Origin of the sequence: Streptomyces sp. CB02980 (genome assembly GCF_014451325.2) — a bacterium.
Taxonomy (GTDB): domain Bacteria; phylum Actinomycetota; class Actinomycetes; order Streptomycetales; family Streptomycetaceae; genus Streptomyces.
This window is the reverse complement of sequence record NZ_JACSCH020000009.1, coordinates 235,449-251,284: the sequence shown is the minus strand read 5'-3', so window position 1 is coordinate 251,284 and position 15,836 is coordinate 235,449. Positions and strand designations below refer to the sequence as shown.

General features: G+C 74.8%; 11 protein-coding genes. 9 read left to right on the top strand and 2 right to left on the bottom strand.

Going from position 1 to position 15,836, the window contains the following annotated elements:
- Positions 1–51: 51 nt before the first annotated feature.
- From E0F75_RS20880 to E0F75_RS20840, 9 genes are all read left to right on the top strand, one after another.
- The gene (locus E0F75_RS20880) at positions 52–1,059 is read left to right on the top strand and encodes a hypothetical protein (RefSeq protein WP_187624052.1); all 1,008 of its coding nucleotides are present in this window, start codon (positions 52–54) and stop codon (positions 1,057–1,059) included.
- Positions 1,056–2,303: a histidine kinase gene (locus E0F75_RS20875; RefSeq protein WP_187624051.1), complete on the top strand. Its 1,248-nt coding sequence runs from the start codon at positions 1,056–1,058 to the stop codon at positions 2,301–2,303. Before E0F75_RS20880 ends, E0F75_RS20875 begins: the two co-directional genes overlap by 4 nt.
- Entirely contained in the window at positions 2,300–2,959 is a 660-nt protein-coding gene (locus E0F75_RS20870) for a response regulator transcription factor (RefSeq protein ID WP_187624050.1), read from the top strand. The genes E0F75_RS20875 and E0F75_RS20870 overlap by 4 nt, the downstream gene beginning before the upstream one ends.
- Positions 2,960–3,158: 199 nt before the next feature.
- Positions 3,159–4,607 (top strand): penicillin-binding protein 2, encoded by a 1,449-nt coding sequence (locus tag E0F75_RS20865; RefSeq protein WP_187624049.1) that lies wholly within the window; start codon positions 3,159–3,161, stop codon positions 4,605–4,607.
- 220 nt (positions 4,608–4,827) lie between these two features.
- Positions 4,828–5,268, top strand: a complete 441-nt coding sequence (locus E0F75_RS20860) for a hypothetical protein (RefSeq protein WP_187624048.1) — start codon at positions 4,828–4,830, stop codon at positions 5,266–5,268.
- Between the two features lie 94 nt (positions 5,269–5,362).
- A complete protein-coding gene (locus E0F75_RS20855; RefSeq protein WP_187624047.1) occupies positions 5,363–6,559 on the top strand; it encodes an MFS transporter in 1,197 nt (398 codons plus the stop codon).
- A gap of 129 nt (positions 6,560–6,688) precedes the next feature.
- Entirely contained in the window at positions 6,689–8,755 is a 2,067-nt protein-coding gene (locus tag E0F75_RS20850; RefSeq protein WP_187624046.1) for a SpoIIE family protein phosphatase, read from the top strand.
- Positions 8,752–11,538, top strand: coding sequence for a SpoIIE family protein phosphatase/ATP-binding protein (locus E0F75_RS20845; RefSeq protein ID WP_187624045.1), 2,787 nt, complete (start codon positions 8,752–8,754; stop codon positions 11,536–11,538). Before E0F75_RS20850 ends, E0F75_RS20845 begins: the two co-directional genes overlap by 4 nt.
- A gap of 186 nt (positions 11,539–11,724) precedes the next feature.
- A complete protein-coding gene (locus E0F75_RS20840; protein ID WP_187624141.1) occupies positions 11,725–12,987 on the top strand; it encodes an amidohydrolase in 1,263 nt (420 codons plus the stop codon).
- A gap of 61 nt (positions 12,988–13,048) precedes the next feature.
- Here the strand turns inward: E0F75_RS20840 and E0F75_RS20835 are convergent, their stop codons facing one another.
- Complete coding sequence (locus E0F75_RS20835) at positions 13,049–14,563, bottom strand: APC family permease (RefSeq protein WP_187624044.1); 1,515 nt, start codon at positions 14,561–14,563, stop codon at positions 13,049–13,051.
- Positions 14,560–15,816: an amidohydrolase gene (locus E0F75_RS20830; RefSeq protein WP_187624043.1), complete on the bottom strand. Its 1,257-nt coding sequence runs from the start codon at positions 15,814–15,816 to the stop codon at positions 14,560–14,562. The genes E0F75_RS20835 and E0F75_RS20830 overlap by 4 nt, the downstream gene beginning before the upstream one ends.
- Positions 15,817–15,836: the final 20 nt, after the last annotated feature.

Sequence of the window (15,836 nt, the reverse complement as noted above, 5' to 3'; positions counted from 1 at the left end):
TCACCGGTGGGAAGGACGTGGCACCCGGGGTCCCGCCACGAGCCTGGAGCCATGACCGAGACCGAGCTCCTCCCCTCCCCCGCACCCGCTCCCGCGCCCCGCGCCGGGGACCGCCCCGGCCCCGCCCGCCGGGCCCTGCGCCTGCTCGCGATCCTCGCCTGCCTCCCGTACATCTCGATCAAGATCGCCTGGGTGGCGGGCAGCGAGATCGGCATCCCCGCCGGAAGCGTGCTCCTGGAACACCGGCAGACGCTGGCCGTCGCCAACTCGGTCTCCGTACTGGCCGACGTCCTCGTGATCGTCCTCGCCCTGCTCCTCACCCAGCCCTGGGGGCGGCGGGTGCCCGCCTGGCTCCTCGCGCTCCCCATGTGGGCGGCGACCGGACTGCTCGCCCCGATCATGACCGGCTACCCCACCCAGCTCGCGGTCGCCGTCCTCACCGGCGACGATCAGGCCGCCGCGCCCGCCGAACCCTTCCTGCACTCCTGGGTCTTCGCCGTCGTCTACGGCGGCTTCATCCTCCAGGGCCTCTCCCTCGGGACCCTCTTCGTGCTGTACGCCCGCGACCGCTGGGGCCACCTCTGGCGCGGCCGGCTCGGCGGGCTGTCCGCCCGCGTCTCCGGGCCCGGGGTACGGGCCACCGCCCTGGTCGCCGCCGCCGTCGCGCTCTTCCCCCTCACGCTCCACGTGATGTGGCTGTCCGGCGCGACCGAGGGCCTGTCGCCCCGGCAGATCGTCGAGCGCGACGCCGACTTCACGGTGCTGGAGTTCCAGTGGAGCGTGTTCCTCGTCGTCGCCGTGGCCTTCACCCTGTTCCTCGTCCTGCGACGGCCCGGCCGGCTGAAGGTGCGCACCGCCCTGGCGCTCGCGTGGACCGGCTCGGGCACGGTGGGCTGCTGGGGCGCCTACATGTCGCTGGTCGCGCTGATGCCGGAGACGGATCCCGCCAAGCAGGTCACGGCCCTGACCCAGCTGACCTACGCTGGCGAAATGATCACCGGATTCCTCCTCGCCGCCTGTCTTGCCGTGATCCTGCGGCGGCGGAGCGCCGAGGCGTGAGACGGTGCGCGGTCGCCCTCCTCGGGCAGCGGGCCAGGCGGCGCTGGCTCCATCTGATCGTGGGCGGCGCGCTGTTCATGCCGTTCTGGATGGTCGGCTCCGTGGTCGTAGGGGCCTTGCTCGGCGCGGGCGGCCTGTTCACCGGAAGCCTCGCGGTGCAGTTCGGCGCGTACGGGGTGGGGCTGCCGCTGGTCGCGGTCGCCGCGCTGTTCCCGCTGGCCCGGCCGATGTCGGTGGCGGCGGCGCGGGCGCTGTGCGGGGTGCCCGAGGACCGGTTCGCGGACGGCCCGGCCCGGGGCCGGGACGCGAAGGCCCGGACGGCCGGCTGGTGGACGCTGCACCTGGGCGCCGGGGCGCTGATCAGCGGGGCGACGCTCGCCCTGCCGCCGTTCGCGGTGTCGGTGATGGCGGTGCCGTTCTCGCCGGCACTGCGGGAGTCGGAGCTGGGCCGGCTCTGGGGTCTCGACCGGCCCTGGTGGGTTTGGGCGGCGCTCCCGGCGGGGCTCCTGATGCTGCTCGCGCTCGCCGCCGCGGCCGCCGCGACCGGGGCCCTGCTCGCCCGGGGGGCGCCCCGGCTGCTCGGGCCGAGTCCGGCGGACCGGCTCGCGGCGGCCGAGCGGCGCGCGGTGGAGGCGGAGTCCCGCAACCGGCTGGCCCGGGAGCTGCACGACTCGGTCGGTCACGCGCTGAGCGCGGTCACCCTCCAGGCGGGCGCCGCCCGGCGGGTCCTGGACGGTGGTGACGGGGCGGACCTCGCGTTCGTCCGGGAGGCGCTGACCGCGATCGAGGAGACCACCCGGCGCACGGTCGGCGAGCTGGACTGGGTCCTCGGGCTGCTGCGGCGCGACGAGGACGCCGGGGAGGGCCCCGGGCCCGGGCCGGGGCTCGACGCCCTGGACGCCCTGGTGCGGGGCGCGGGACCGAAGGTGGCACTGACCGTGTCCGGCGACCTCGCCCCCGTACCGGAGGCGCTGTCCCGGGAGGCGTACCGGATCGTTCAGGAAGGGCTGACGAACGCGGCCCGGCACGCGGGCGGGGAGCCCGTGGCCGTACGGCTCGACGCCCGAACCGAGGAGTTGGAGATCACCATGGAGAACCCCCTGCCCGCGCGGCCGCCGGCCGTCCGCCCGAACGGCGGTCGCGGCCTGCGCGGCATCGGCGAACGCGCCCGGCTGCTCGGCGGCACCGCTGCGGCCGGTCCGGCGGACGGCGTCTGGCGCCTCGTGGTCAGGATCCCCCGATGAGCGCCCCCGTCAGGATCGTGCTCGCCGACGACGAGCGGATGGTGCGGACGGCCCTGCGGGTCATCCTCGACGCGGAGCCGGACCTGGAGGTCGTCGGCGAGGCGGCCACCGGCGCCGAGGCGGTGTCGGTGGTGCGGGCCGAGCGGCCGGACGTCGTCCTCATGGACGTACGGATGCCGGAGATCGACGGCATCCGGGCCACCGAGCAGATCCTCGCGGGGATGACGGAGCCGCCCCGGATCGTGGTGGTGACCACCTTCGAGAACGACGCGTACGTGTACGACGCGCTGCGCGTCGGCGCGGCCGGCTTCCTCCTCAAGCGGGCGGCGGCGGAGGAGCTGGTGAGCGCGGTCCGGCTGGTCGCCCGGAGCGACTCGCTGCTCTACCCGGCGGCGGTACGCGGGCTGGCCGCCGAGCACGCCCGCAACCGCCCGCCGGTGGCACCACCCTGGGTGGCGCGGCTCACCGAGCGGGAGGCGGAGGTGCTGCGCCTGGTGGCGACGGGCCTCACGAACGCGGAGATCGCGGGCCGGATGGGCGTCGGCGCGGCCACGGTCAAGACGCACGTGGCATCGGTCCTGGCGAAGTCGGGCGCCCGCGACCGCACGCAGGCGGTGATCCTGGCGTACGAGTCGGGGTTCGTGCGGACGGGATGACGGCGAGCGCCCGGACGCCCGGCTCGTACGGCGGGGTGACGGCGGCCGGCGCATCTTGTGCGGCAGGGTGACGGCGGCCGGCGCGTCTCGTACGCCGGGTGACGGCGGCCACACCGACGCCCGCCCCGCATGAAGGTTCGCTGAGAAACCGGCCACATCCGGAACGTCCCCCACCGAGCCGTTCGTCCCCACAAGTGCGATGAACAAGACGATCAGGCGCACCTCGGTCTTCGTGCTGCTCCTGGTGCTCGCCCTGCTGGGCCGGGCCACCTGGGTGCAGGCGTACGAGGGGAAGGCGCTCGCGGACGACAAGAAGAACCGGCGGAAGACGATCGCGCAGTACGCGCAGCCGCTCGGGAACATCGTCGTGGCCGGTTCGCCGGTCACCGGCTCGAAGAAGACGGAGGGAACGGACCTCGAGTACCGCCGTACGTACACGGACGGCGAGCTGTACGCGGCGGTGACCGGTTACAGCTCACAGGCGTACGGCGCCACCCAGCTGGAGGGCATCTACTCGGACGTCCTCGACGGCACCGACGACCGGCTGAAGAACCCGCTCGACGCCCTCACCCGCAAGCAGCAGCAGCCGGGCACGGTCGTCACCACGATCGACCCGGACGTGCAGAAGGCCGCCTACCGGGCACTCGGGGACACCAAGGGCGCGGCCGTCGCCGTCGACCCGGCCACCGGCCGCATCCTCGCGATGGTCTCGACCCCGTCCTACGACCCGTCGAAGATCTCCGGGACCACGGACGGCGACGCGTGGAAGGCACTGACCACCGACGAGGACAAGCCGCTGGTCAACCGGGCGCTGCGCCAGCCGCTGCCGCCCGGCTCCACCTTCAAGCTGGTCGTCGCCGCGGCGGCCCTGGAGGACGGTCTGTACGGCTCGGTGGACACGGCGACGGAGAGCCCCGACCCGTACACCCTGCCGAACACCCGGACCGTGCTGAAGAACGAGAACGCGTCCGCGCCCTGCGAGAACGCGACGATCCGCACCGCGCTCCGCTACTCCTGCAACAACGTCTTCGCCAAGATGGCGGCCGACCTGGGGCAGGACAAGGTGAAGGCGATGGCGGAGAAGTTCGGCTTCAACGACGCCGAGCTCGACGTCCCGGTCCGCGCCTACGCGAGCGTCTACCCGTCCGGCATGGACAAGGCGCAGACGGCGCTGACCGGCATCGGCCAGTTCGACGTGACCGCCACCCCGCTGCAGATGGCGATGGTGTCGGCGGCGATCGCCAACGACGGTCTGCTGGCCGCGCCGCACGTGGTGTCGGAGGTCGTCGACTCCGACGGCGACCCGCTCACGACCTTCAAGGACGGCGACAGCGAGCGGATCGTCTCCTCGTCGACGGCCGAGCAGCTGCGCAGCGCGATGCGGACCGTGGTCGAGGAGGGCACCGGCACCAACGCGGCCGTCAGTGGGGCCGAGGTCGGCGGCAAGACGGGTACCGCACAGCACGGTGAGAACAACAGCAAGACGCCGTACGCCTGGTTCACCTCGTACGCGAAGGACCCCTCGACCGGGAAGCAGGTGGCCGTCGCGGTGCTGATCGAGGACTCGGGCGCGGCCCGCTCCGAGGTCAGCGGCAACGGGCTGGCGGCCCCGGTGGCGCAGAAGATGATGGCGGCGGCACTGAAATGAGACGGCCGGGAGCCGTGAGGCGACCTGGGCGGGAGCGGTGAGGCGACCTGGGCGGGCGCCGAGAAATGACGGGAGCAGGAGCCGTGAAGTGACGTGAGCCGGGCCCCGATTGGCCGTCGGGGCCCGTCACGCGATATGCAGGGTCACGCTCGCGACCGAGCACGCATTCGAAGCTCGTTCACCGAACCGCTGATCCTGCACTACCTCGCGGAGGACCGCCGTGCGCCTGCCCCGTTCCCTGTCCGGCTGGACGATCGCGGTCTTCGGCGTGCTCGCCGCCGTACTGGGCGTGGTGGGCCTGGTCGTACCGGACGCGCTGCTCACGGTGATGGGCTTCGAGCCGGTGCCCGACGGCGAGCGCGCGGACGGCGACCACACGCTCGTCTTCCTCACCGCCTCCTCGATGGCCGCGCTCAACATGGGCGTCTACTACGTCCTTGCCGCGCTCGCCGACTGGAAGCCGTTCTTCCGCTGGACGGTCCCCTTCCGGCTCCTCACCTGCGCGGTCTTCACCCTCGCGGTCGTCAGCGGCCGCGCCCCGGCCGGATTCCTGGGCGTGGGCCTGTGGGAGGGCCTGGGCGCGGTGGTGACGGGGCTCGCCCTGCGGTACGAGAAGGCGCACGCGGAGCCTCCGTACGAGGAGCAGGGGGCCGGCGCGTGACGCCCGGCCCCTGAGGGGGAAGGTGGGCACCTCCCCGACCTCCTAGGGAGGATGCCCGATCCCCCGGGGCCACCTCAGAGACCAGCCTGTGGCCATGCGCTGGTATCTGACAGGTGTCGTCGTGTCCGGATTCGGTACGACGGCGATGTGGCTGGTCTCCGGGATCTGGGTCAAATCTCTGACGGGCTCCGACAGTCTCGCGGCCCTGGCCGCCTTCGCCCTCTGGGCGCCCGTTCTCCTCGGGCCGCTGCTCGGCACGCTCGCGGACCGGGTGCGGCGGCGGCCGCTCCTGATCGTCCTCGACCTGGCGATGGCCGCGCTCCTCCCGGTCCTCCTGTGGGTGGACTCGGCCGACCGGGTGTGGCTGCTCTTCGCCGTCCTGGTCGTGTACGGGGCGCAGGGCGCCGTCCACGAGGCGGCGGAGCAGGCCCTGGTCGGAACCGTCATGGACGAGAAGCGGCTCGGCACCTTCAACGGGCTGCGGATGACCGCGAACGAGTCGACGAAGCTGATCGCCCCGCTCGCGGCGGCGGGTCTCTTCGCCGCGTACGGCGGCGGGACCGTCGCGCTGCTCGACGCGGCGAGCTTCGCGCTCGCGGCCGGCCTCTTCGCGCTGATCCCCGTACGGGAGGAGCGCCCGGCACGGCCGGAGTCCCGGCACTGGTGGCGGGAGACCACCGAGGGCGCCCGGCTGCTCTTCGCCTCGCCGGTCCTGCGGCCACTGGTCGCGACGGGCGCGTTCACGATGCTGCTCGCCGGGGTGAACGGGGCCGCGATCTACGCGGTCGTCGACCGGGGGCTCGGGCACGCCCCCGCGTACGCCGGTGTGCTCTACGCGGTGCAGGGCGTGGGCTCGGTCCTCGCGGGGCTGGTCACCGGCCCGCTGCTGCGCAGGATCCCCGAGCGGGCGCTCGCCGCCGCCGGTCTCGCCCTGTTCGCGGTGGCGGTGGGCGTACGGGCGCTGCCGTACGAGGCGACGGCCCTGGCGGCGAGCGCGGCCATCGGCCTGGGGATGCCGTGGGTGCTCGTGGCGGTGGTGACGGCCGTGCAGCGGGAGGCGCCCGCGGAGGCGGTGGGCCGGGTGGCGGCCACCGCGCACACCCTGGTCATGGCCCCGAACGCGCTGGCCCTCGCCCTCGGCGCCGGTCTGGTCGCCCTGGTCGACGTCCGCGTCCTGCTGCCGCTGCTCGCGCTCGCGGGGACGGGATGGGCGGCGGCGGTCGCGGTACGGGGGCGGCGCGGGCGCGACCGGGAGCCGAGTGCCGGGGACGCGTCCGTCCCGGCCGGCTGACGGCTCCGTCTCCGCCCCGCGGGGGTGTCCCGTCCGGTCGGGCCGGGCACCCCCGCGGCGCTCGCGGTGCGGGGCGACCGGTGGGCGGCGAGCATGGAAGAAAGCGCGGCGCGGCGGGAGGAGGGCAGTGTGACGGCCGGTTCCTTCCCGGGGACGACGGGGCGGGTCGGGGTGCCCCTGGACGGCAAGGGCCTCCTCGACGTACTGGGGGTCGCCGCCGTCGTCATCGACGCGCACGGCCGGATCGTGCTCTGGAGCCCGCAGGCCGAGGACCTCTTCGGCTTCCGCGCCGACGAGGCCCTGGGCCAGTACATGGCCCGGCTGGTCGTCGGCACGGACCACCGGGAGGAGGCGAAGCGCCTCTTCGGCGAGGTGCTGCGCGAGGGCACGACCTGGGCGGGCGTCTTCCCCGTGCGGCACAAGGACGGCAGCGTTCGGAACGTGGAGTTCCGCAACATGCGGCTCACCGACGACCTGGGGGGTCTGTACGCGCTCGGGATCGCCGCCGACCGCTCCGCCGTCGAACGGGTCGAGGCCGAGCTCGCGCTCTCCGACCGGCTGGTGTCCCAGTCCCCGATCGGCCTCGCCGTCCTGGACACCGAGCTGCGCTACGTCCTGGTGAACCCGGCCCTGGAACGCATCAACGGGATCCCGGCCGCGCTGCACCTGGGACGGCGGATCGGCGAGATGGTGCCCGAGGTCGACGCCCCGACCCTCGAGGCGGCGCTGCGCTCCGTCCTGGCGACGGGCACACCGCTGCTCGACCATCCCACCGTCGGACGGACCCCGGCCGACCCGGACCACGATCACGCCTGGTCGCTGTCCTTCTACCGCCTGGAAGGGCCGGAGAACCGGATCCTGGGGGTCGCCGCCTCCGTGATCGACGTGACCGAGCGGATGCGGGCGGACGCGGACGCCGACCGGTCCCGGCGGCGGCTCGCCCTCATCGCCGACGCCTCGGCCCGGGTCGGCACCACCCTGGAGGTGGAGAAGACGGCCGACGAGCTCGCCTCCGTGGTGGTGCCGGAGCTCGCCGACATCGCCGCCGTCGACGTCCTCGACTCCGTCCTCGCCCTGCGCAGACCCGGCGCGCCGGAGGAGGGGCCCGAACTGTTCCGGGCGCTGGCGGTCAAGGCCGCGGGCCGGACGGAGGCCCTGCCGGCGGCGGACCCGCCCGGGGCGATCACCATGTACGGGGCCGACCGGCTCGTCACCCGGTGTGTGCACACCGGGCTGCCCGTCCTGGTGGAGCACATCGGCCCCGGCGACCTGTCCCGGATCGCGCGGAACCCCGAGGCGGCGGAGCTGCTCGCCCGGGCGGGGGTGCACTCGTATCTGGCGGTGCCGCTGATCGCGCGCGGCGAGGTGCTCGGCGCGCTCGACCTCAAGCGGGACCGCAACCGGCTGCCCTTCGACGGGGACGACGTGCTGCTCGCGACGGAACTCGCGGCCCGCGCGGCGGTGAGCATCGACAACGCGCGCTGGTACCAGAGCGTGCGGAACTCGGCGGTGACGCTCCAGCGCAGCCTGCTGCCGGGCGTGCCGCCGGATCGGGCGGGTCTGGAGGTCGCGGCCCGCTACCAGCCCGCGCAGGCGTCGAGCGAGGTCGGGGGCGACTGGTACGACGTGATCCCGCTGCCCGACGACAAGACGGCGCTGGTGGTCGGGGACGTGATGGGGAGCGGGATCGACGCGGCGGCGACGATGGGCCGGCTGCGGACCGCCACCTGCGCGTTCGCCGACCTCGATCTCCCGCCCGCCCAGGTCCTTCGGCATCTGGACCGGATCACGGCGGGCCTGGAGCACTACATCGCGACCTGTCTCTTCGCCGTGTACGACCCGGCCCTCGGCCGGTGCCGGATCTCGAACGCCGGGCACCTGCCGCCGGTACGGGTCCCGGCGGACGGCCCGGCCGAGCTGGTGACCGTACCGCCGGGGGTGCCCCTGGGGGTGGGCGGCGGCACGTTCCGTACGACCCGGGTGCCCTTCCGGCCGGGGGACCGGCTCGTGCTCTACACGGACGGTCTGATCGAGACCCGCCACGACGCGATCGACGAGCGGCTCGCGCTGCTCGTGGGCCTCCTCGACGACATGCGCGGGCCCCTCGAGGAGACCTGCGACGAACTCCTCCGGGCACTGCGCCGGCCCGGCGCGGCGGACGACGTGGCGCTGCTCATCGCCCGGAGCACGGGATGACGGCCCGGGACGGGGCAGGCGGGAAGGGTGCCGGGGCGCGGGGGAAGCGCCCCGGTGAGCGCGGGACGGGGCTGCGGAGCGTGGCCGGGCAGGTGTTCGCCCTGGAGGCGCTGATCGCGCTCCTGGTGATCGCGGCGGCCGTGTTCGTGACGTTCTACCAGGCGCGCAGCGACACCCAGCGGGACGCCGAGGTCCGCTCGCTCGCGGTCGCGGAGGCCTTCGCGAAGGCGCCCGGCGTCGACGCGGCGCTCGCCTCGCCCGATCCGACGGTCGTGCTCCAGAAACGGGCGGAGGAGACCCGGCGGGCGACGGGCGTGGACTTCATCGCCGTCCTGAGCCGGGACGGCGTGCGCTACACCGACTCGGACCCGGAGCTGATCGGCCGCAGGGCGACCGGCGACCTCAGCCGGGCGGTGGTGGACGGCGAGTCCTACACGGAGCTGTTCCGGGGCGCTCCCAACGACGCCGTACGGGCCGTGGTCCCCGTCGTGACCGACCAGGGCCGGATCGTCGGCATGGTCACCAGCGGCGTCGAGGTGGAGAACATCACGGACGCGGTGCGGGACCGGCTGCCGCTGCTCATCGGCGCCGCGGGCGGCGCGCTCGTGCTCGCCGTGGGCGGGGCCGCCCTGGTGAGCCGGCGGCTGCGGCGGCAGACGCACGGTCTCGGCCCGACCGAGATGACCCGGATGAAGGAGCACCACGAGGCGGTCCTGCACGCGGTGCGCGAAGGCGTGCTGATCGTGGGCCCGGACCGCCGGCTGCTGCTCGCCAACGACGAGGCGCGCCGTCTGCTCGGCCTCACGCCGGACATGGAGCGGCGGCACGTCTCGGAGCTCGGACTCGATGCCCGGACGGTCGAGCTCCTGGAGTCGGGCCGGTCGGCGACGGACGAGGTGCACCGGGCGGGCGACCGTCTCCTCGCGGTGAGCGTACGGCCCACGCTCCCGGCCGGACGGGAGTCCGGCTGCGTGATGACGATGCGGGACACCACCGAGCTGGCCGCCCTGAGCGGCCGGGCGGCGGTGGCCCGCGGCCGGCTCCAGCTGCTCTACGAGGCGGGGGTACGGATCGGGACGACCCTGGAGGTCGTACGGACGGCGGAGGAGCTGGCGGAGGTCGCGGTGCCGCGGTTCGCGGACTTCGCGACGGTGGAGCTGCTCGAACCGGTGCTGCGCGGCGAGGAGCCGCCCTCGTCCTCGCCGGCGACCACGGAGATGCGGCGGACGGCGCTGAGCGGGCTGCGGCCCGACCAGCCGCTCCAGCCGGTCGGGGACACCATTCGGTTCGACGTCCGCAGCACCCCGATGGCGACGGCCCTGAACGCGGGGCACGCGGTGGCGCAGGCGGAGCTGGCCTCGGCGGAGGGCTGGCGGGAGCAGGACCCGGAGGGGGCGGCGCAGGCTCTCGCCTACGGCATGCACTCGCTGCTCACGGTGCCGCTGCTGGCCCGTGGGGTGGTCCTGGGGATGGCCAACTTCTGGCGCGCGGACACGCCCGAGCCGTTCGGCGAGGAGGACCTGTCGTTCGCGGAGGAGCTGGCGGCGCGGGCGGCGGTCGCCATCGACAACGCGCGCCGGTTCACCCGGGAGCACGCGATGGCGGTGACGCTCCAGCGGAGCCTGCTGCCCCGGGTGCTGCCGTTGCAGAGCGCGGTGGACGTGTCGTACCGCTATCTCCCGGCGAAGGCGGGGGTGGGCGGCGACTGGTTCGACGTGATCCCGCTGCCGGGCGCGCGGGTGGCGCTCGTCGTCGGGGACGTCGTCGGGCACGGACTGCACGCGGCGGCCACCATGGGGCGGCTGCGGACGGCGGTGCACAATTTCTCGACCCTCGACGTGCCCCCGGACGAGCTGCTCGGGCATCTCGACGAGCTGACGGGCCGGATCGACGACCGGGAGTCGGAGGGGCCGGACGGCGAGGAGCGCCGGCGGGAGGAGGGCATCACCGGCGCGACCTGCCTGTACGCGATCTACGACCCGGCGTCGGGGGTGTGCACGGTGGCGAGCGCGGGCCATCCCGGACCGGCCCTGGTGGCTCCGGACGGGCGGGTGGACTTCCCCGAGCTGGCGCCGGGGCTGCCGCTGGGTCTTGGTCTGGGCGATGTGCCGTTCGAGGCGACGGAGCTGCTGCTGCCGGAGGGCAGCAAGCTGGTGCTCTTCACTGACGGGCTCCTGGAGGACCGGGGGCGGGACCTCGACACGGGTCTCGGCCTGCTGCGGTCCGCCCTCGCCCGCCCGGACCGCAGCCCGGAGCAGACCTGCGCGGACGTCCTCGCGACCCTCCTCTCGCCCACGCCGCGCGACGACATCGCTCTCCTCGTGGCCCGCACCCGGCTGCTCGACCGCGAGCGGATCGCGGAGTGGGAGGTGGCGCGCGACCCGTCGGCGGTCTCGCCGGTACGGAACGCGGCGGCGGCGAAGCTGTCGGAGTGGGGGCTCGACGGGCTCGCGTTCACAGCGGAGCTGGTCCTCAGCGAACTGATCACGAACGCGGTGCGGTACGGGGCCGACCCGGTCCGGGTACGGCTGCTCCACGACCGGACGCTGATCTGCGAGGTGTCGGACGGCAGCAGCACCTCGCCGCATCTGCGGCACGCGGCGGCGACGGACGAGGGCGGGCGCGGGCTGTATCTGGTGGCGCAGTACGCGGACCGCTGGGGCACCCGCTACGGCCGGCGCGGCAAGACGATCTGGGCGGAGCTGCGGGTGGGCGCGGACGACGCGGAACCGGTCGTGACGGCGGTGCCGGATCTGGACGCGCTGGAGGATCTGGCCTGGTGAGGGGCAGGGCGCGGGTGGAGCGGGGACGGGGCCGGGGTGGAGCGGAGGGTGGAGCAGGGGACGGGGCCGGGGTGGAGCGGGGGGGGTGGAGCAGAGGGAGGGGCCGGGGTGGAACAGAGGGAGGGCCAGGGATGGCGCGAGGGCGGGCCGGGGGCAGGGCCCGGGGGCCCCTGGGAGCTCCGTGGTATACCAGATCGCGGCACCGCTTTCCGTACCGCCGACCGCTCCGAGGAGACTCCCGTGACCCCGCCGCCGCCCCGCACCGCGACCCTGTTCCACGACGTACGGCCCTTCGGCGGCCCGGCCGGCGACCTGATCGCCGTGGACGGCGTGCTGGTGCCGGAGGTCCCGGAGGGCGCCGTCGTCGAGCGGGTCGACGGCGGCGGGCGGCTCGCGCTGCCGACCCTGGTCGACGCGCACATCCACCCCGACAAGACGTCCTGGGGCGAGCCCTGGCGCGGCAGGCGCCCGGCGGACGGCATCGCCGAGTACGTCGCCGGGGACGTGGAGCTCGCCCGCGCGCTGCCGGCGCCGGTGGGCGAGCGGGCGCTGCGGCTGATGTCGCACGCGGCGGCCCAGGGCACGCGCGCGATGCGCGCCCACGCGGACGTGGCTCCCGCCTACGGCCTCTCCGGGATCGAGGGGGTGGCCGAGGCGGCGGCGAAGCTGGCCGGGATCGTGGACGTGGAGCTGGTCGCCTTCCCGCAGCACGGCGTGGTCCGTACGCCGGGGGTGGCCGAGCTGCTCGCGGAGGCGGCGGCGAGCGGTCTGGTGACGCACGTCGGCGGCATCGACCCGGCGGGCTTCGACGCGGCGGGCGAGGCGGCCGGGGGCGACCAGCTCGGCACCGTCTTCGCGCTCGCGGAGAAGCACGGCCTGGGTCTCGACATCCATCTGCACGACCGGGGCGAGCAGGGCCTGGCCCCGCTGCGGGACATCGCGGCCCGCACGCGCGCGCTGGGGCTCCAGGGCCGGGTGAGCGTGGCGCACGCCTTCGCGGTGGCCGGTCTGTCGGGCCGTGAACTCGACGATACGGCGGACCTCCTCGCGGAGGCGGACATCGCCCTCACGACGGTCGCCCTCTCGGTGACGACGATCCTGCCGTTCCGGCGGCTCGCCGAGCGCGGAGTACGGGTCGGGCTGGGCTCGGACGGGGTCAGGGACAACTGGAGCCCGTTCGGCAACGCGGACATGCTGCACCGCGCCTGGCTCGCGGCCTGGGCCCTGGACCTGCGGCTCGACGAGGATCTCGAGGCATGCTTCCGGCTGGCGGCCGACGGCGGCGCGGCCCTCCTCGGCCTCCCGAGGGCGGACCTCCGGCCGGGTTCCCCGGCGGACTTCATGCTCGTCGACGGCGAGTGCCTCCCCCAGGTGGTCGTGGACCTCCCCCGCCGCGACCTGGTGGTCCGGGCGGGCCGGGTCGTGGCGAGGGACGGGCGCCTGGTCTGACGACCGGATGCGGACGACCGGGCGGTACGGGGGCGGGGCACGGCCCCGCCCCCGTACCGGATCAGTCGCGTTCCACGTCCACCGTCGTCAGGGAGGCGTACCGCTCCGGGTCCGTGCGCCGGATGCGGAGCGCGACCAGGAGGCCGGCCACCAGGACCACGGGGAGCGGGACGAGGAGGGCCGTGTTCACGGCGCCCGTGCGGCCCGTCAGGAGGTCGAAGTGGACCACCGCGAGGACGGTGAGGACCGCGAGGCCCGCGCAGGAGACGAGCGGGGCCCAGACCACCCGGGCCGCCGAGAGGCCGTGGCGGTCGCGGCGGAAGTAGGCCCAGACGGACAGCGCGGCGAGGGCCTGCATGCCCATGATGCCGAGGACGCCGACGCTGTTGGTCCAGAGGAAGACCTCGCCGTACGGGTCGGCGGCGAGGAGCGCTCCGGCGCCGACGATCGCCAGGTTGAAGGCGGTCTGGGCGACGACGGCCCCGCCGGGCGAGCCGTGCCTGCCGGAGACCGCGCCGAGCCGGCGGGGCAGCAGGCCCTCGCGGCCGAGGGCGTACAGATAGCGGGCGGCGGCGTTGTGGAAGGCGAGGGTCGCGGCGAAGGCGCTGACGACGATGAGCCCGTGCATGGCGTCCGCCAGCCAGGGTCCGGCGTACAACTCGGCCGCCCGGAAGGTCAGTTCCGGTCCATCGGCCGCGCGGGCCAGTTCCACGGCCTTGTCGGTGCCGAAGGCGCCCATGATCAGCCAGCAGCCCACGGAGTAGAAGACCGCGAGGAAACCGATCGCGATGAAGGTGGCGCGGGGCACGGTCCTGCGCGGCTCGCGCACCTCCTCGGCGAAGATCGCGGTCGCCTCGAAGCCGGTGAAGGCGCCGATGACCAGGACGAACATGCCCGCGACCCCGCCGGCGGCGAGTGTCGAGGGCGCGAAGGACGCGGTGTCGAGGGCTGCCGTGCCGCGCTCGCCGATGATGCCGCCGTCCATGACGACGAGCGACAGGACCTCCAGGACCAGGGCGATGCCGAGGACCTTGGCGCTGAGCGTGACCTTCAGCCAGCCGAGCACGCCGACGGCGAGGACGCAGACCCCGGAGAGCAGCCACCACGGCACGTCGACGCCCGTGGAGTCGTGGATCGACCCGGCGGCGAAGTAGCCGAAGGCCGCGGCGACTCCGGGCGTGATGAGGTTGTACGAGACGACGGCGACGTACGCGGTGCCGACGCCGAGGGTGCGGCCGAGACCGCGGGCCACGTACGCGTAGAAGGCCCCGGCGTTGCGGACGTGCAGGCTCATCGCCGTGAATCCGGCGGCGAAGAGCGCAAGCAGCGCCCCGGAGACCAGGTACGCGAGCGGGGCCCCGGGGCCGCCGATGCCGATGGCGAAGGGCGCGACCCCGGCGAGCACGGTGAGCGGCGCGGCGGCGGCCACGACGAAGAAGACGAGGTCGAAGGTGCCGATCCGGCCGGAGGCGAGCTTCCCCGCCTCCTGCTTCCCCGCCTCCTGCTCCCCCGTCTCCGGCTTCCCCGTCTCCGGCGTCGCCGCCCGGGGCGTACGAGGGGTGGTTCCGGTGCTCATCTCGCTCCTCCGGCGGCCGGTACGAGTGCGGGGTAGGTGTCGTCCGCGAAGGGTCCGACGACCCGGCCGCCGTGCAGCACGAGCAGGCGGCGCGGGTGGGAGGCGACGGCCTCGGCGACGGAGCCCGCGGCGATCGCGACCAGGTCGGCGCGGCTGCCCGGGGTGAGGCCGTACCCGGTGAGACCGAGCGCGGCGGCGGCCTCGTCCGTGACGAGGGAGGCGGCGGCGCCCAGTTCGGCGTCGGTCATGAGTCCGGCCCTGAGGCCGATGACCGTGGCGCGTTCGAGCATGTCGGCGGTGCCGTACGGCCACCAGGTGTCGCGGATGTTGTCGGAGCCCGCGAAGACCCGGACGCCCTGCTCGCGCAGCCTCAGGACGGGGGGCACGGGGCCGCTGGGGCCGTTGGTCATGATGGCGACCCCGGCGGCGGCCAGGGCCGCGCAGGTGCGGTCGAGTTCGGCGTCGTCGACGTCGCCGAGGGCGTACGCGTGGCTGACGGCGACCTTGCCGCCGAGGCCGAGCGCGGCGGTGCGGGCCGCGATGTCCCGCAGCTGGGCGGTGCCGGTCTCGCCGCCGTCGTGGAGGTGCAGGTCGATGCCCTTGCCGTGGCGCTGGGCGAGGCCGAAGACGGTGTCGAGCTGGCCGTCGGCGTCGCCGTCGAACCCGACCGGGTCGAGGCCGCCGATCAGGTCGGCGCCGTCGGCGAGGGCCGCGTCGAGGAGGTCGACGACGCCGGGCGCGGTGACGACCCCGCTCTGCGGGAAGGCGACGAGCTGGATCCCGAGCCGGTCGCGGAAGTTCTCCCGCACGGCGAGGACGGCGTGCAGATGGTCGAGGCCGGTGTCGGGGTCGACGTCGACGTGGGAGCGGACGTGACCGGTGCCGAGGGAGACCATCCGGCAGGCGAGCGCGGCGGCCCGCTCGGCGACGGACACCTGCTCGGTGCGGCGGGACGCGCGTTCGGCGGCGATCTGCTCGCGCAGGGTGGCGGTGGCGCGGTGCGGACGCCAGGGCGCGCCGAGGAGGGTCTTGTCGAGGTGGGCGTGCCCGTCGACGAGGGCGGGCAGCAGCAGCGCACCGGCGAGGTCGAGGGCGCCGGGCGGGACGGGGCGGCCGGGGACGTGGTCCTCGACCGCGTGGACGCGGCCGTCGCGGAGGTGGACGTCGGCAGTGCGGCCGTCGGGGAGCGTGCTGCGGACGAGCGTGGTGGGCTCGTCGGTTGCGGTGGGCGGCGGGGCCGGGGCCTCGCTCATGGCTTCTCCTTCGCGGATTC